This window comes from Bombella mellum, from assembly GCF_014048465.1.
Taxonomy (GTDB): domain Bacteria; phylum Pseudomonadota; class Alphaproteobacteria; order Acetobacterales; family Acetobacteraceae; genus Bombella; species Bombella mellum.
Map to the genome: position 1 here is coordinate 255,854 of NZ_PDLY01000001.1, position 14,447 is coordinate 270,300.

Genomic DNA, 14,447 nt, shown 5'->3' on the forward strand with positions numbered 1-14,447 from the left:
TGATGTCATGGCAGGGTGAAGGAAGGAGCGGGTCATGGGTGAACTGACTTCAGGGAGAGGGAAGGTGCATGGGCGTCCGTCACTGACCGGCCTCTCACGTCGTGGCCTGCTGGGAGGGCTGGCAGGTCTGGCCGCTGCACCGGTGGCGGGCCGGGCGATCGGTTCCATTGCCTCAGGGCCGAGCGTGATGTCCTCGCCACCACGGAGCTGGGGTGCCGAGGATACTCCGGTCAATCTGCCGGACCCGGACGTGCTGGCTCTGGACCCGTCCTTCGGGCTGGTGAATTACGGCAATTCACCCCTCAGGCGGCTCTGGCAGGGAGGCGGCTGGCTGGAAGGCCCCGCCTGGTGCACGGTCGGGCGGTTCCTGCTGCTGAGTGACACGATCACGAGCCGCCAGTACCGTTACGACCCGGAGGATGGACCGCAGGGCCATATGAGCCTGTACCGCCGGGAAAGTTTCAATGCCAATGGCAACACGTTCGATGCCGAAGGGCGTCTGGTTACGTGTGAGCATGGCATGCGCAGGGTCATCCGCTGGGAGCATGATGGCAGCGTCACCGTTCTGGCGGATCATTACCGTGGCAGGACGCTCAATTCACCCAATGATGTCGTGGCGGCTCCTGACGGGAGCATCTGGTTCACCGATCCCGCCTATGGTGACGGGGTGGTGGAAGGCCATGCGGATGTGGATGGTGCGGCCAATCCCCAGCGTCATCTCAACCCCCATCTGGATGCGGAGCTGACGACCCAGTATGGCGGGCTGCGACGGCAGGAGGATCATACGTTCCGTGTGGATGGCCGGACGGGCAAGGTCGAGGCCATGCTGTCCCAGCATGACGTGGCGGGGCCGAACGGCCTGTGTTTCTCCCCGGACGGGACGAAGCTCTATGTGGCGTCGTCCGGCGCTGCCCCCGGTTCGCAGCCGCCTTTGCCGGATCATGGAATTCATGTGTTCGACATGAGACAGGGGCGGCCAGTCAATGGTCGGCTCTTCACGGACTTCACGCTGGCGGGCCGGGCCATGCGCCCCGATGGCATTCGTGCCGACGTGGAGGGCAACCTCTGGTGCGGGGCGTGGGGGCCACTGGGACTGTGCGGCGTGTTCATCTATAGTCCTCATGGACAGATGATCGGTCGTATCAGGCTGCCGGTTGGCTGCTCCAACCTCACCTTTGGTGGGCCGAAGCGCAATGTCCTCTACATGTGCTGTGGCACGGCCCTGTTCAGCCTCATCACCGCCACGCAGGGTGCTGGCCGCAGCTGACATCATCAGAGGTTACCCACAGTTCCGGCGGATGGAATGGTGGAGGAATCGGGGACGATGGTGTGAATAGAGGGTACGGAGTTAGGAAGGTAGTGCAGGGATGTCGAAGAAGGGTGGTTTTTGGCAGGGCTTTAAAAGTGAAAAGTCCTTTCGGCGGGCATTGGCTGGGTCGCGTGTTGGAATAGGGTTTGGTGCGGCTTTTCTCGTTGCCTGTCTTGGAAGTTATCCGACTTATAATGTATTGGAAGCGGATAATACCAAAGACGGTTTGTTATGTACTTTGGCCTCCGTAGCACATCATGCCTATGTGTGGACTTTTTGTTATCTTATAACGGGTGTATCGCTTTCGTTATTATCCTTTTTCATTTTGATTTCTGAAGAAGAATATTTAAAGAAAGAAAATTGTTCTATCATGCGATCAGTGGGTTGCATGATTCTGGATACGCTTTTCCCATGTTCAGATTCTTTCACAAAGAGAAAAAATAGAGTTGATAGTTGGCCAATAAAATCATTTATTGTTTTTGCTTTAGATGGATTTTTGTTTCGAAAAAAATGGTTTAGGGAGTTTTTTAATAGGAATTGTTTTTCTGTTATTCGTTCTTCGTCTCCACTTATTGTGGAGTCATTATTTTGTTTTCTTGATAAGAAATTTAATATCTTTGATAGGAAACGCCATTATATTTCATGGTGGAGTGTGTTTTTTGCGTATGGTTTTCTTTGTTTTTCAGTTGGTTTTTATTTTTGTGCAGTGAGAGAAATGGCTTCTTTTATGGGAGGTAGTTCTCAGCCTGCTCTTATAGCTACGGTAAAGCCATTGAGTGGCTATACATGTCCTCCTTCAGAGTCGAAAAAATCTCATTAAAAAGCGGACGTTCCATTACTGAGATTGTCATAGGTGGCCCATCTGCTTCACCGTCCCAGCTTCATTCACTCCATAAACCAGAGGCGTGCCTGTCGGGATTTCCAGCGTCTGCGTTTCCTCGGGGGACAGGCCGTCCAGATGGCTGATGAGGGCACGCATGACGGTTCCGTGCGTGACGACGAGCAGGGAACGGCCCCGCCGCAGGTCGGGTAGCAGCGTGTCCTGCCAGTAGGGGCGGACACGCTCCAGGGTCATGGCCAGACTTTCTGCACGGGGAAGATCAGCGTCTGGGATCATGGCGTAGCGGGGATCGTTCCCCGGGTGGTGGGGGCTGTCCGGCTCCACCTCTGGCGGGATGACCGCAAAACCTCGCCGCCACTGCTGCACCTGTTCCTGCCCGTAACGGGCGATGGTGTCTTCCCTGTTCAGCCCCTGCAGGGCACCGTAATGGCGTTCATTCAGCCGCCAGCTTTTATGTTCCGGCAGCCAAGGCTGGTCCAGCCCGTCCAGACAGTGGTGCAGCGTGTGGATGGCCCGTCTGAGCATGGAACAGTGGGCGGCATCAAAGCGGAGGCCGTGCGCCCGCATCAGGCGGCCTGCCCTCCGGGCTTCCTCGTGACCGCAGGCAGAAAGGTCCAGGTCATTCCATCCCGTGAACAGGTTGGCCTCGTTGCCCAGACTTTGTCCGTGCCGCATCAGTACCAGCCTTGCTCCTGCCATGATGGTCCCCTCTTAATTCTCAGGTAGCTGCACTTTCCACGCAGACACTGTGAAACAGGATTGCAGGGTATGTCGAACGAAGTAAAGCCACCACGCTCCCAGCGTGATGCATGGCATGTGATACTTGTCAGAATGATGAATCTACGTCATGCCTTGAGGGGTGATTATGGAAGGGATCAGGTCATGATTGATAACCAGCAGAAAATGTTGCTGAAACGGGAAGGTAATTCCGGAATCATCATGGGGGCGTTGATCGTCCTTACCGGAATCTTCATGGCCATGGCCCCCGTGCTGACGGTCGTTTCCCTCACGGCCCTGATGGCGATGGTGCTGCTGGTGGTGGGGATGTGTACCCTGGTGGACGTGTTCCGCCGGACGGGCATGGAACGCCGGATGCTTGACGGGCTGCTCGGCGTGTTCTTCGTCATTCTGGCTTTCCTGATCTTCTTCAACCCGGTCGGCTCGGCTGTCGGGCTGGTGCTTTGGGTGGCCATATGGTTCATCGTGCGTGGCGTGCTGGAACTGGCCGGGATGGGGGCCTCGCCTTACGGGCGCAGTTTCATGGCTCTGGATGCCATCGTCAACATCGTGCTGGGGGTGACCCTGTTCTGCATGAATCCGCTCATGGCACAGGCGGCCCTGGGTTATTATGTGGCCATCAGCCTCATGTTCTGGGGGTTCTCCCTGATCCATCGCAGCATCCTGCTGAAGCATCTGGGCTGAGCTCCGCTGCCGTTTCAGAGATTGCGGAAACCCGGTCACAGGGATGGCCGGGTTTTTTCATGGGGGCATTCCGGGTTTGCTGGTGATGTGAAGACGGGTTGGTGTTACGGTGCGGGCAGACCCGCAGGAAGGAGAAAGAAATGATGTTCAGACCCTCTCATGCCGTCATGGCAGTGGCAGTTGGGCTGCTGTCCGCCGTACCAGCGTCTGCGGCCGGGCCGGGTGATGGCAGGGCGGCGGCCGTGGAAGCCGTGACGGAAAAAGGGGGTGGCCTGCCGGAGATCATGGCGGCTGAACATCCGGGGGTGACGGCACGCTCCGCTTTTGCCGGGCCATGGCGTTATGGCTGTGCCTATCCGGCCAAGGGAAGCCGACAGGGGACGCAGTTCTGCACCATCCAGCTGGAACACATGATGGGGACGACGATGGACAGCGGGTTCTTCCTGCTAGCTCATGCCACGCCAGACCTTGTCAGGAAGCCGCTGGCCCAGCAGCCTTGGCAGATCAGCCTGAACCTGCCGACTCATCTGCCGTTCGACATGAAGGCCGGTCTCCAGCTGGTCGTGGATCATGGAACGCCCGTGTCCCTGCCTTTGCAGTCCTGTGACGAGACGGGTTGCATGGCCCAGCAGGAGCTTCCGGCCGGTGTCGTGCAGTCCCTGTCCTCGGGGAAGACGGCACAGCTGACGGCGAAGACGAAAACGGGCGAGACGTGGGCCTATGAGTTTCCGCTCTCCGACGTCCAGACGGGGATGCAGCAGATCGCAGGCTGGCTGGAGCGGGGCGAGCTGAACCCGTAAGAAGCGGACCGGCCTTCAGCCCTTCCTGCCGTCACGGATGAGCAGCAGGAAGGCGAGGCTGAGCAGCGAGGCCATGCAGATGGTCGTGGCCATGGGGCGGGGTGTGGCGTCAGCCAGAAGCCCCACCAGCCCGGACCCGATGATGCCGCTGCCATAATGGACGGCTCCCGTCATGGCGGAGACGGTGCCCGCATGGGTGGGGTCATCATGCAGGGCACCGGAGAGGGAATTGGCCACGATGAATCCGGCCATGGCGACATAGAGGAAGAGCGGCAGGAACAGCCCCCACAGCCCGCCATAATCAGTCCAGACATCAGCGACCAGCCAGAGCGAGACCAGAACGCTGATGATGACCCCCATGACGAGCAGCCTGTCGCTGCCCCATGCGTGGACCAGCCGGGCATTGATCATGTTGGCCGTCATGATGCCCACGATGCCCAGTCCGAAGAGCAGGGCATAGAGCAGGGAGGAGGCATGATGGTAGCTGATATAGGCAAAGGGGGAGCCGGAAATGTAGGCGAACGTCCCCGCATAGTAACAGCCACCGACACAGGCATAGCCCAGCAGGCGGGGGCGGCGGATGAGGTGGGCATAGTGTGAGAAGGCATGAAGGATGGAGTGGGGGCGTCCATCCCGCTTTGGCAGGGTCTCCGGCAGGAAGAACAGGCTGCCAAGCATGATGAGGCCCACGCAGACCAGACTGACGAAAATGGCCCGCCAGCCCCAGAAGGCCAGAATCTGCCCGCCAATCAGCGGGGCCAGCAGAGGCGTGATGGCCGTGACGGTCATCAGCGTGGAGAGCATCTGGGCGGCACGGTGGCCGTGGTAGAGGTCCCGCACCATGGCCCGGGCGATCACGACATTGGCGCAGGCTCCGATGGCCTGAAGAAGGCGGAAGGCGATGAGCGTCGTGATGGACCCGGCAGCGGCACAGCCTGCCGACCCGAGGGTGAACAGGACCAGCCCGATGGCAATGGGCAGCCGTCGGCCATGATGGTCGCTGACCGGCCCCCAGATGAGCTGGCCGAGACTGAACCCCACCAGATAGCCGGAGATCGTCCAGGCCATTTCACCGCCCGGTGCCCGCAGGGCCTGTGCCATGGTGGGCATGGCTGGCAGGTAAAAATCGGTGGAGATGGCCGCAAAGCCCATCAGGATGCTGAGGATGCCCAGCAGGCGCAGGGAATGGACGGCCATCGGTTGTGTGGAGCTGGAGGACATGCCTCAAGAGATGCGGGGCCGGTGTCGGCCTGTCAAGCAGGGGCGGTACACAGCCACGAGGGGTTTCACATCTGTCTGGCGACCGTCTCCCCCAGGAGCAGCAGGGCAATGCCTGTCATGGAGCATCCCGAAAGTCGGCTGACCAGCCCTGCCATTCTGGGGCGTGAGGAGAGAAGCCAGTGCGCCCCGTACCCCACGGCCAGATAGACGCACAGGCAGGTCAGGCAGTGGATGAGGCCAAGACAGCTGATCTGCCAGCAGGTGCCCAGTGAGGAGGTGGGCCGGAGGAACTGGGGCAGGATGGCCATTATGATCATCATGACCTTGGGGTTGAACAGGCTGACCGTGACGCCCCTGGCCAGCCAGTGCAGGGACGGACCGGAAGCGGCCTGCATCGCACCGGGCAGCGCCGCCTCTGCCCGGAGCTGCCCGATCCCCAGCCAGAGCAGGTAGAGTGCACCGCAGATGGTGATGGCGGGCAGGGCAAAAGGGGTCGTCCTGATGAGTGACCCGAGGCCTGCGGCAGCCAGAAGGATGATGAGGCCGTGCCCCAGAACCATGCCGCTGACGGCAGGCACGACACGGCGGCCCGTGCTGCCTGCGGTGATGGCATAGGCCCAGTCCATGCCCGGAGACATGATGAAGAGGAAGGAAACAAGCCAGAAGGCGGACAGCAGGCTGAAGGGCATGGCAATTCTCGTTCTTGCGGATGACGGAAGAGACGATAGACTTTCGGCTGCGGGAATATCTTGCAAATCATCCTGCCTGATGAGGGAAAGATGGAAGGAAATGTGGAATGGATGCGCTTGACAGGAAGATTCTTGCTGAACTTCAGAAGGATGGTCGGCTGAGCGTCACGGAGCTGGCCGAGCGTGTCGGCCTCAGCCTGTCGCCCTGTCACAGGCGTGTCCGGGCTTTGGAGACCAGCGGGGCCATCAGGGCCTACAGGGCGCAGATCAACCCGGCGAGCGTGGGGCTGGAATTCTCCTCGCTCGTGTTCGTGACGTTCCGGGACATCACCCAGAGCGTGCTGCGGGCGTTCGAGGAAGCCGTCATCGCCATCTCCGAGATCACGGAGGCAAGACGGCTTTTCGGAGACCCCGATTTCATGCCGGAAGTCATGACGAAAGATCTGCCCGCCTATCAGCAGCTGTATGATGACCGGCTGACGGCCCTCCCGGGTGTGCAGCGGCTTACCTCCACCCTCATCATGAAGGATGTCGTGCGGGACAGGATGTTCCCCCTGTAGGAAAGGTCAGGAGCGGGTTTCTGCCGGGGTGACCTTGCCATGCCGTTCCAGATCGGCACGATGGGGCTGGTGATGGATGGTGCGGATCATCCGGCAGCGGGAGGCCGGGCCGGTGGAGATGGAGGAGAAAGCCCCATGCCGACAGGAACGCAGACGGACGCTCACGTCCCGCCCATGCATGCGCTGGCACGGCGTGCCCGTGAGGCATCCGGGATTCTGGCCGTATGTCCGGCAGGGCAGCGGACGGCGGCACTGCGCCATGTGGCCGCAGGCCTGCGGGATGGAACGGAGGCCCTGCTGGCTGCCAATCGCCGGGACCTTGAGCAGGCCAGTCTCAGCCCGTTCTTTCAGGAACGGCTGACCCTGACGGCGGAACGGCTTGAGGGTGTGGCCCGCAGCGTGGACGCCCTTGCGGGCATGGAAGACCCGGTCGGGCAGGTTCTGGCCGCATGGCAGCAGCCGAATGGCCTGAAGCTGCGCCGTGTGGCCACGCCACTTGGCGTGCTGGGCATGATCCATGAGGGGCGGCCCACCGTCGGGGTGGATGCGGCCACTCTGGCCATCCGGTCCGGCAATGCCCTGCTTCTGCGGGGCGGGCCGGAGAGTTTTCACAGCACGCAGGCCCTGCATCATGTGATCCAGCAGGGGCTGGCTCGTGCTGGCCTGCCGGAGGATGCCGTGCTCATGGTGCCGGATGCCGGGCCGGAGCATTTGGGGGACATGCTCCGTGCGGCAGGGCTGATCGACGTGACCGTGGTCCGTGGCGGGCGTACGCTGGTGGAGCGTGTGCAGGCCGAGGCACGGATGCCGGTTCTGGCCCATGCGGCGGGGCTGTGCCACAGCTACGTTCATGCGGCGGCGGATCATGAGCTGGCCCGGAAGGTCGTGCGCAATGCCAGGCTGCGCCGTCCCGGCATCTGTGGGGCCACGGAAACGCTCCTGATCGACGCTGCCATCGCTCCGGGTCTCCTGCCGCAGATTGTGGCCGATTTGGCAGCGGAGGGCTGCACCTTCCGGGCTGATGAGGCCGCCCGCAGCATCCTGCCAGAACTGCCCGCTGCCACGGAGGAAGATTTTGCCACGGAATGGCTGGACCGGGTCCTGAACATTTCCGTCGTGGAAGGGGTGGATGCGGCCCTGGCGCATGTCGTCCGCTTCTCGTCCCGTCATACGGAGGCGATCCTGACGGAAGATGAGGCCGTGGCGCAGTATTTCATGCAGCGTGTCCCCAGTGCCATCGTGATGTGGAACACTTCGACGCAGTTCAGTGACGGTGGCGAGTTCGGACTGGGCGGGGAAATCGGCATCATGTCAGGCCGACTGCCGCCCCGTGGCCCGGTTGGTCCAGCCCAGCTCATGACATGGCGTTATGAGGTGCACGGAACAGGGCAGCTGCGCCCTTGACGGATCGGGATGTCCCTTCCAGACCATTTCTGAACCGGAACGGACCGTGCATGGTCACGTAAACGGATCGTGACGTGAAACCGCCTGATGCGCTCCGGGAGGGCGGTGGGGCAGAAGGTGGTTTTCATCAGGAAGAGCTGCTGAACTGAAACAGCTTGACGTGATGGCCGATATTCGCAGAAGGTAGTCTTCATCAGGTAGAGCTGTTGAACAGGAGAGGCCCCATGTCCCGAGATGAGATGGATACGACCCGGTCAGGTGAGATCGCTGCCAGCCATGAAGGCGGGGGCGTGTCATCCGTGGGCAGGCGGACGTTTTTCTTCGGTGTGGCGGTTCTTGTCATTGGTCTGCTTCTTGCCACTCCTGTAGCTGCTGAAGCTGCTCCCGTCTCCATTCCTGCCACCATTACCATGACCATGCCCAAGGGTAGCGAGACAGTCATGGTCTGTACGTCCAAGCTGAATCTCTCGGACGTACAGGTTGCCTGTCATCCTACTGAGAAGGTCGTCAAGAAGTTCCTGATAATGGGAGGGATTGTCGAAGTGGTTGGCATCGTCCTTCTTGTTCTTCTGGTCGAGGGCGTCGCCTTCTTTCTTCGGAGGCTGTGGTCACGAAGGAAGTCATGAAGTTCCTGTGTGAACACTGGCATCATCTCGTTCCCAGTCTGCTGGACCCGGTGACCCGTTATCCGGCCCCGCTTTTCCCCAGCAGCCTCAGAAATGGCCGGGCCTTCAGAGTCAGGTGACGCCCCGTTCGGATTGTGGGGAGGAGCATTAGGGGGTTCGGCTGTGTTCTGGCTTGTCAGGGCGGCCGTGCCGCATATGCCGAAGGGCGGCGCGATCATCAACACGGCCTCCCGCAGTGTCTGTTAGCCGAACTTCATCCTTGTCGATTACGCCATGACGAAGGCCGGAATTGCCAACATGACGCACAGTCTGGCCCGGCAGCTCCTGCCCTAGGGCATCCGGGTCAATGTCGTGGCTCCGGGGCCGTTCTGGACACCGTTGCAGGTCTGTGGTGCCCGGCCGCAGTCCGTCGTGCAGCATTTCGGGGAGGAGACGCTCTATCACCGTCCCGGACAGCCCGGTGGAGATTGCACCGGTCTATGTCACCCTGGCCTCTCAGGAGAGCAGCTACGTGACCGGGCAGGTCTGGGGCATCACCGGCGGTGACGGCGTGCCGGGCTGAGGGAAGCCGGGCTGCCTGTGGAGAAGACGAGGCACAGGCTCTCCCGAGACTTTTTCCGAGACCGTAACATTTTCTGGATTATGCGTCGGACATGAGGTAATAAGCCGCCAGAACAGCCTGAGAATAAGGATGGTCATGGCGGCAAGGGTGCGGAAACTGCTTTGTACGGCTGCAATGTCGGCTGGTGTTTTTGCCGCTTCTGAAGCATCTGCGGATGTGACCCTGTTTTCCCGCAAGGATATCACCCTGAATGCCGCCCTCGATATCGGGGGGGATGCGTTTTATTTCCCGAATGCCAATTTTGGTACGGGGTCCTATGCGCCGCACAAGGCGGGTTACTATACACGTACGAAAAATGTTGGCCTTGGCGAGCTGTATGGCCAGCCCATGCTTTCAGGGAGATGGAAGACCCCGTGGGGTTTCTCGGTGTTCGGGCTGGTGTCGGCCATTGGGTCCACGACGCTGGGTGATGGCGATGCGGAGAGCGTGAGCCAGACCTCCGGCACGCCCCGGCAGGTGAATCTTGAGGACGCCAATCTGGGCGTGAAAATTCCCTTCAGCGAGAAAAGACGCCTGATCATCGCAGGAGGGCGGCAGAAATTCCAGATTGACGATGGCTTCCTCATGGGGAAGGGGGCCTACAGCTCCGGGGAGCGTGGGGCCTGGTGGTATGCGCCCCGGTTTGCCTTCTCCGGGCCGGGGGTCATCAAGTATGAGGGAACATCCATCCGGTCCGACGTGTTCATGCTGGAGAACAACAGCAACAACCGGCAGACCTATGGCAATGACAAGCCGGAAACGAAGTTTGTCGGGTTTGACGTGACGCTTTTCCACAGTCGTCCGGATGGAGATGGCGGGTCGTCCTACGGGGACCGGGCGGCCTATGTCACGCTGACCTATTTCTACGTCCGTCATGCCGACAAGGGAGCGGCCTACGATTATTCCAACAGGGCGGACCGGCAGGGCATGAGCGTGACGGCCCTGAGCTGGGGAGGCACGCTCTTTGCGATGAAGAGACATCCCTTCACGAAGAACATCACCTTCTATGGCAACTTCGTTTCCGAGCAGAACAGTCATGCGGGCAATGGCTATAAGGGTGTCAGTGCCTACGCCGTTTATGTGGAGCCGGGCTATACTTTCTCCCGTGTTCCGTGGCGGCCTCATGTCTTCTACCGGTACACCCGCTTCAGCGGGGGGCGGGACCTTCACAGCCGGACGAAGCACAATTACGACACGTTCTTTCTCTACGACGGTGCCCGTTATACTTATGGTGGATACTGGCCTGGCGAGATCGTGGGGAACAACATGTCACCGCTGTCCAACATGGAGGTCCATCAGTTTGACATCACGGCCGTTCCGCCCGTCCATCTCCTTAAGAAGGATGACGAGCTGAAGCTGGGGCTGCATTTCTACGACCTGGCCTATCTCTATCCCACGGGGGCGGGCCTGCCTGCCGGAACGAAGCGGCACATGTCCGATGAGGTCAACATTTCCGCCGAATATGCGTTTGATGCCAACACATCCGGGGCAATTGCGGCCGGGGCGGCTTTTTCCGGTCCGGCAGGGCGGGCACTGGCAAAGGCTGGCGTGCCGGACGGACAGGTCATTCCGCCCGTTCATGGGGCGTCCGGCGTGATGGAAGTGTACTTCTATAAACATTTCTGAAATTTTTTTTCATGGTTTCTTCCAGGCGGCTGCACGGTCCCGGCAGTGGGGGCGGTCCATGCGCCAGAAAGGGTCATAAACTGCCAGTCCGGGCGTGATGGCGGGTGACGGATTTCCGGAAATAAAAACCAAGAACAGTCTATATATAAATTACAAATAATAGATGATATTGATAACATGAAAAGTCCAGATATGGACATGTGAATGTTATTCTGTAATAGAATGGTGAAGAACATTCCCAAAAGGTTTTTCATATGTCCTCAACACTGCGGAAACTTCTTGTTTCGTTGACCGCCTTGGGCAACGTCTATGCTGTTTCTGACGCTTATGCTGACCAGACACTTGTCGCCACCCGGAATGTTTCGATCAAGGCCTCTCTGGATATTGGAGGAGATGCATTTTTTCTGCCGAATACCAACTTCGGCACAGGCTCCTATCGTGAGCGGCGTACGGGTGGCTATGCTCTCATCAAGGACACGACCTATGCGGAGCTGTACGGCAAGCCCATCCTTGCCGGACAGTGGAAGACCCCGTGGGGGTTCAGCGTGTTCGGGCTGGCTTCGGCTGTCGGCTCCACGACACTGGGGGATGGTGATGCCGAGAGCATTTCCCAGACCACGCGGACTCCCCGCGCGGTCACCCTCGAGGAGGCCAATCTGGGCATAGACCTGCCCTTCAGCAAGGAGCGGAAGCTGATCATCGAGGGGGGACGGCAGAAGTTCCAGATTGATGACGGCTTCCTGATGGGGAAGGGTGCCTACAGTTCCGGGGATCGTGGAGCCTGGTGGTATGCCCCCCGTTTCGCTTTCTCCGGCCCTGGTGTCATCAAGTATCAGGGCAAGAAGCTGCGGGCGGACGTCTTCATGCTGGAGAACAACACCAACAACAAGCAGACCCGCAACAATGACCGCCCGGAGACGAAGTTTGAAGGGTTCGACGTCACATGGTTCCGCAGCAAGCCGGGTGGGGATGGCGGCTCCGTCTATGAGGACAGGGCGGCCTATGTCACGCTGACCTATTTCCATGTGCGGAAGGCGAACATCGGTTCGGCCTATGACTACGCCAACCGTGGGGACCGGCAGGGCATGAACGTCACCCAGCTGAGCTGGGGCGGGACGTTCGTTCCTGTCAGGGCACTGGGCATATCGAAAAACTTCACCCTTTATGGCACGTTCGTCTCGGAGCAGAACAGCCATGCGGGCAATGGTTACAAGGGTGTAAGTGCGTATGCGACTTACATAGAGCCGGGCTATACATTCACCACACTGCCCTGGAAGCCCCATGTCTTCTACCGGTACACACGCTTTAGTGGAGGAAAGAATCCGCAGAGCCGTACCAAGCACAATTACGACACATATTTTCTTTATGACGGACGCCGTTATACTTATGGTGGCTACTGGCCGGGAGAGATTACGGGCATGTATCTGGCTCCTCTGTCCAACATGGAGATCCATCAGGTTGACCTGACGGGCGTTCCTTCTGTCCATCTGCTGCGCAGGGGGGATGAGCTGAAGCTGGGGCTTCACTTCTATGACCTGTCCTGCCTCTATCCCTCAGGCTCGGGCCTTGCGAGCAATGTGGGAAGCCACATCTCCGACGAGCTTGACTTCTCCGCCGAGTATACATTTGATGCCAACACGTCAGGTGCGATTACCGGCGGGGCCGCCTTCGCAGGGCCTGCGGGCAAGGCGATGGCACGGGCGGGGGTCCCGGGGGGCATGGCCGTGCCGCCCGTCCACAAGACGGCGGGCGTGCTGGAACTGTATTTCTACCGGCACTTCTGAGGGAGCCACCGGGGCTTTTATTCTGTTCCGACTTCCATTTTGTCAGTAGATGTTACAAAATGGGAATGACTTAGCAGAGCGTTCGTCTGTCCCGGAGGGACGCCCTGCATAGCGCAAAATGCATAAGGACCTTTTCATGACGGAACCCACCACTGATCAGGCTCAGTCCGAAGATAAAGGACTATCGAGTCGTCATATTGCGATGATCGCCCTTGGCGGCGTGATCGGCGCTGGACTGTTTGTAGGTAGCAGTGCTGCTATCGCCAAGGCCGGGCCGGGTATTGCGTTTGTTTTCGTGGCCGTCGGATTCCTGATCATGGGGATCATGCGGATGCTTGGCGAGATCGTCGTCAGCGACCCCGGACGTGGCTCCTTCGTGGAGTATATCCGTCTGGCCCACGGTGACAGGATCGGCTTCGCCTCCGGCTGGCTGTACTGGTTCTTCTGGGTGGTCGTCATCGGCTCCGAGGCCATCGCCGGTGCCATGATGCTGCGGGACTGGATCCATCTGCCGGTCTGGCTGCTGTCGGTCATCCTCATCATCAGCATGAAGCTCGTGAACTTCTTTGCACCGAAGGTCTTCGGTGAGTGCGAGTTCTGGCTGTCCAGCGTCAAGGTCTTCACCATCGTGGCCTTCATCCTGCTGGCACTGCTGTATGTCCTGCACGTGTTCGGGGGCGGGGTTCCTGTCCACCACAACCTGTTCGGCCGTCGTGGTCTGTTCCCCAACGGCATCGTGCCGTTGCTGGCTCTGGTGCCGACCGTGCTCTTCACCATGATGGGGTCCGAGATCTCCACCGTGGCCGCATCTGAGACCTCCGACCCGGGGCAGAATGTCTCCCGCGTGACACGGACGCTTGGCCTGCGCATCATGATGTTCTACGTCTCCTCCATCTGCCTGATCACGATGATCGTGCCGTGGTGGAGCCTGTATCCGGGCAAGTCCCCCTTCGTGGCCGTGCTGAAGATCATGGGCGTGCCGGGTGCTGCACTGATCATGCAGATCGCCATTCTCAGTGCCGTGCTGTCCTGCCTGAACTCCAGCATGTACATCACGTCCCGCATCCTGACGGAGCTGGCCATCCAGGGTGACGCCCCGGCCTTCCTCGTGCGGACATCTCCGGACAAGGCCCCCCGCATGGCCATCACGATCAGCTCCGTGGCCGGTCTGCTCGTGGCCTTCTCCTCCATCTTTGCCCCGAGCGAGATCTTCGGCTTCCTGCTGAACTGCAGTGGCGGGCTTATCCTGCTGACCTACGCCCTGATCTCCACGACGTACCTCGTGCTGCGCCGCCGGAGCAAACGGGCAGGGACGAGCAAGCACTTCACACTGCCGCTTTTCCCGTATCTCAGCCTCCTGTGCCTGGGTGCCATCATCCTGGTGTTCGTGGCCATGCTGATCAATCCGGGTGAGCGTGATACGGCTTTCGCCTCTCTCGGTACGGCGGTTGTCTGCTACCTGATGGCCTGCAACTTCGCCAGCCGTCTGGCTCCCGTGACGACGGAAGAGCCGGCTGCGGCGGAAGAAGAAACGGAAAAGGACGGCGAGTAATCCCGGCGGGGA

The 14,447-nt window shown here is 59.9% G+C and carries 14 protein-coding genes; 11 read left to right on the forward strand and 3 right to left on the reverse strand.

The genetic code is table 11. The features are described from left to right. The first annotated feature begins 34 nt into the window (after positions 1-34). Positions 35-1,267, forward strand: a complete 1,233-nt coding sequence (locus CPA56_RS01140; protein WP_182040217.1) for an SMP-30/gluconolactonase/LRE family protein — start codon at positions 35-37, stop codon at positions 1,265-1,267. Positions 1,268-1,367: 100 nt separating this feature from the next. Then, entirely contained in the window at positions 1,368-2,129 is a 762-nt protein-coding gene (locus tag CPA56_RS01145) for a hypothetical protein (protein WP_182040218.1), read from the forward strand. Between the two features lie 27 nt (positions 2,130-2,156). Here the strand turns inward: CPA56_RS01145 and CPA56_RS01150 are convergent, their stop codons facing one another. Beyond that, entirely contained in the window at positions 2,157-2,849 is a 693-nt protein-coding gene (locus CPA56_RS01150) for a 2,3-bisphosphoglycerate-dependent phosphoglycerate mutase (protein ID WP_182040219.1), read from the reverse strand. 183 nt (positions 2,850-3,032) lie between these two features. Between CPA56_RS01150 and CPA56_RS01155 the strand changes: the two genes are divergently transcribed. Together CPA56_RS01155 and CPA56_RS01160 are read left to right on the forward strand one after the other, a co-directional pair. Then, positions 3,033-3,572 carry an HdeD family acid-resistance protein gene (locus CPA56_RS01155; RefSeq protein ID WP_182040220.1) on the forward strand — a complete coding sequence of 180 codons (540 nt, stop codon included), beginning with the start codon at positions 3,033-3,035 and terminating at the stop codon, positions 3,570-3,572. Positions 3,573-3,712: 140 nt separating this feature from the next. Further along, positions 3,713-4,372, forward strand: coding sequence for an invasion associated locus B family protein (locus CPA56_RS01160; RefSeq protein WP_182040221.1), 660 nt, complete (start codon positions 3,713-3,715; stop codon positions 4,370-4,372). 15 nt (positions 4,373-4,387) lie between these two features. Here the strand turns inward: CPA56_RS01160 and CPA56_RS01165 are convergent, their stop codons facing one another. Together CPA56_RS01165 and CPA56_RS01170 are read right to left on the reverse strand one after the other, a co-directional pair. Then, positions 4,388-5,593 carry a multidrug effflux MFS transporter gene (locus CPA56_RS01165; protein ID WP_182040222.1) on the reverse strand — a complete coding sequence of 402 codons (1,206 nt, stop codon included), beginning with the start codon at positions 5,591-5,593 and terminating at the stop codon, positions 4,388-4,390. A gap of 65 nt (positions 5,594-5,658) precedes the next feature. Continuing rightward, positions 5,659-6,282, reverse strand: coding sequence for a LysE family translocator (locus CPA56_RS01170; protein ID WP_182040223.1), 624 nt, complete (start codon positions 6,280-6,282; stop codon positions 5,659-5,661). A 107-nt stretch (positions 6,283-6,389) separates the two neighbouring features. Here CPA56_RS01170 and CPA56_RS01175 point away from each other — a divergent pair, with 107 nt between their 5' ends. The 7 genes from CPA56_RS01175 to CPA56_RS01200 all read left to right on the forward strand — a co-directional run bounded on the left by CPA56_RS01175 (position 6,390) and on the right by CPA56_RS01200 (position 14,435). Then, positions 6,390-6,842 (forward strand): Lrp/AsnC family transcriptional regulator, encoded by a 453-nt coding sequence (locus CPA56_RS01175; RefSeq protein WP_182040224.1) that lies wholly within the window; start codon positions 6,390-6,392, stop codon positions 6,840-6,842. A 135-nt stretch (positions 6,843-6,977) separates the two neighbouring features. Then, a complete protein-coding gene (locus CPA56_RS01180; protein ID WP_182040563.1) occupies positions 6,978-8,246 on the forward strand; it encodes a glutamate-5-semialdehyde dehydrogenase in 1,269 nt (422 codons plus the stop codon). 224 nt (positions 8,247-8,470) lie between these two features. After that, positions 8,471-8,872, forward strand: coding sequence for a hypothetical protein (locus tag CPA56_RS01185; protein ID WP_182040225.1), 402 nt, complete (start codon positions 8,471-8,473; stop codon positions 8,870-8,872). Beyond that, positions 8,869-8,991: a hypothetical protein gene (locus tag CPA56_RS09515; protein WP_268235070.1), complete on the forward strand. Its 123-nt coding sequence runs from the start codon at positions 8,869-8,871 to the stop codon at positions 8,989-8,991. Before CPA56_RS01185 ends, CPA56_RS09515 begins: the two co-directional genes overlap by 4 nt. A 659-nt stretch (positions 8,992-9,650) precedes the next feature. Next, positions 9,651-11,099 carry an alginate export family protein gene (locus CPA56_RS01190; protein WP_326831278.1) on the forward strand — a complete coding sequence of 483 codons (1,449 nt, stop codon included), beginning with the start codon at positions 9,651-9,653 and terminating at the stop codon, positions 11,097-11,099. 254 nt (positions 11,100-11,353) lie between these two features. Beyond that, positions 11,354-12,883 carry an alginate export family protein gene (locus CPA56_RS01195; protein WP_229707256.1) on the forward strand — a complete coding sequence of 510 codons (1,530 nt, stop codon included), beginning with the start codon at positions 11,354-11,356 and terminating at the stop codon, positions 12,881-12,883. 136 nt (positions 12,884-13,019) lie between these two features. Then, positions 13,020-14,435: an amino acid permease gene (locus CPA56_RS01200; RefSeq protein ID WP_182040226.1), complete on the forward strand. Its 1,416-nt coding sequence runs from the start codon at positions 13,020-13,022 to the stop codon at positions 14,433-14,435. Positions 14,436-14,447 lie beyond the last annotated feature (12 nt).

Excerpts from the sequence above, each read along its gene's own strand:
- CPA56_RS01140 (WP_182040217.1), top strand. The coding sequence starts at position 35 with ATGGGTGAACTGACTTCAGGGAGAGGGAAGGTGCATGGGCGTCCGTCA.
- CPA56_RS01145 (WP_182040218.1), top strand. The coding sequence starts at position 1,368 with ATGTCGAAGAAGGGTGGTTTTTGGCAGGGCTTTAAAAGTGAAAAGTCC.
- CPA56_RS01150 (WP_182040219.1), bottom strand. The coding sequence starts at position 2,849 with ATGGCAGGAGCAAGGCTGGTACTGATGCGGCACGGACAAAGTCTGGGC.
- CPA56_RS01155 (WP_182040220.1), top strand. The coding sequence starts at position 3,033 with ATGATTGATAACCAGCAGAAAATGTTGCTGAAACGGGAAGGTAATTCC.
- CPA56_RS01160 (WP_182040221.1), top strand. The coding sequence starts at position 3,713 with ATGATGTTCAGACCCTCTCATGCCGTCATGGCAGTGGCAGTTGGGCTG.
- CPA56_RS01165 (WP_182040222.1), bottom strand. The coding sequence starts at position 5,593 with ATGTCCTCCAGCTCCACACAACCGATGGCCGTCCATTCCCTGCGCCTG.
- CPA56_RS01170 (WP_182040223.1), bottom strand. The coding sequence starts at position 6,282 with ATGCCCTTCAGCCTGCTGTCCGCCTTCTGGCTTGTTTCCTTCCTCTTC.
- CPA56_RS01175 (WP_182040224.1), top strand. The coding sequence starts at position 6,390 with ATGGATGCGCTTGACAGGAAGATTCTTGCTGAACTTCAGAAGGATGGT.
- CPA56_RS01180 (WP_182040563.1), top strand. The coding sequence starts at position 6,978 with ATGCCGACAGGAACGCAGACGGACGCTCACGTCCCGCCCATGCATGCG.
- CPA56_RS01185 (WP_182040225.1), top strand. The coding sequence starts at position 8,471 with ATGTCCCGAGATGAGATGGATACGACCCGGTCAGGTGAGATCGCTGCC.
- CPA56_RS09515 (WP_268235070.1), top strand. The coding sequence starts at position 8,869 with ATGAAGTTCCTGTGTGAACACTGGCATCATCTCGTTCCCAGTCTGCTG.
- CPA56_RS01195 (WP_229707256.1), top strand. The coding sequence starts at position 11,354 with ATGTCCTCAACACTGCGGAAACTTCTTGTTTCGTTGACCGCCTTGGGC.
- CPA56_RS01200 (WP_182040226.1), top strand. The coding sequence starts at position 13,020 with ATGACGGAACCCACCACTGATCAGGCTCAGTCCGAAGATAAAGGACTA.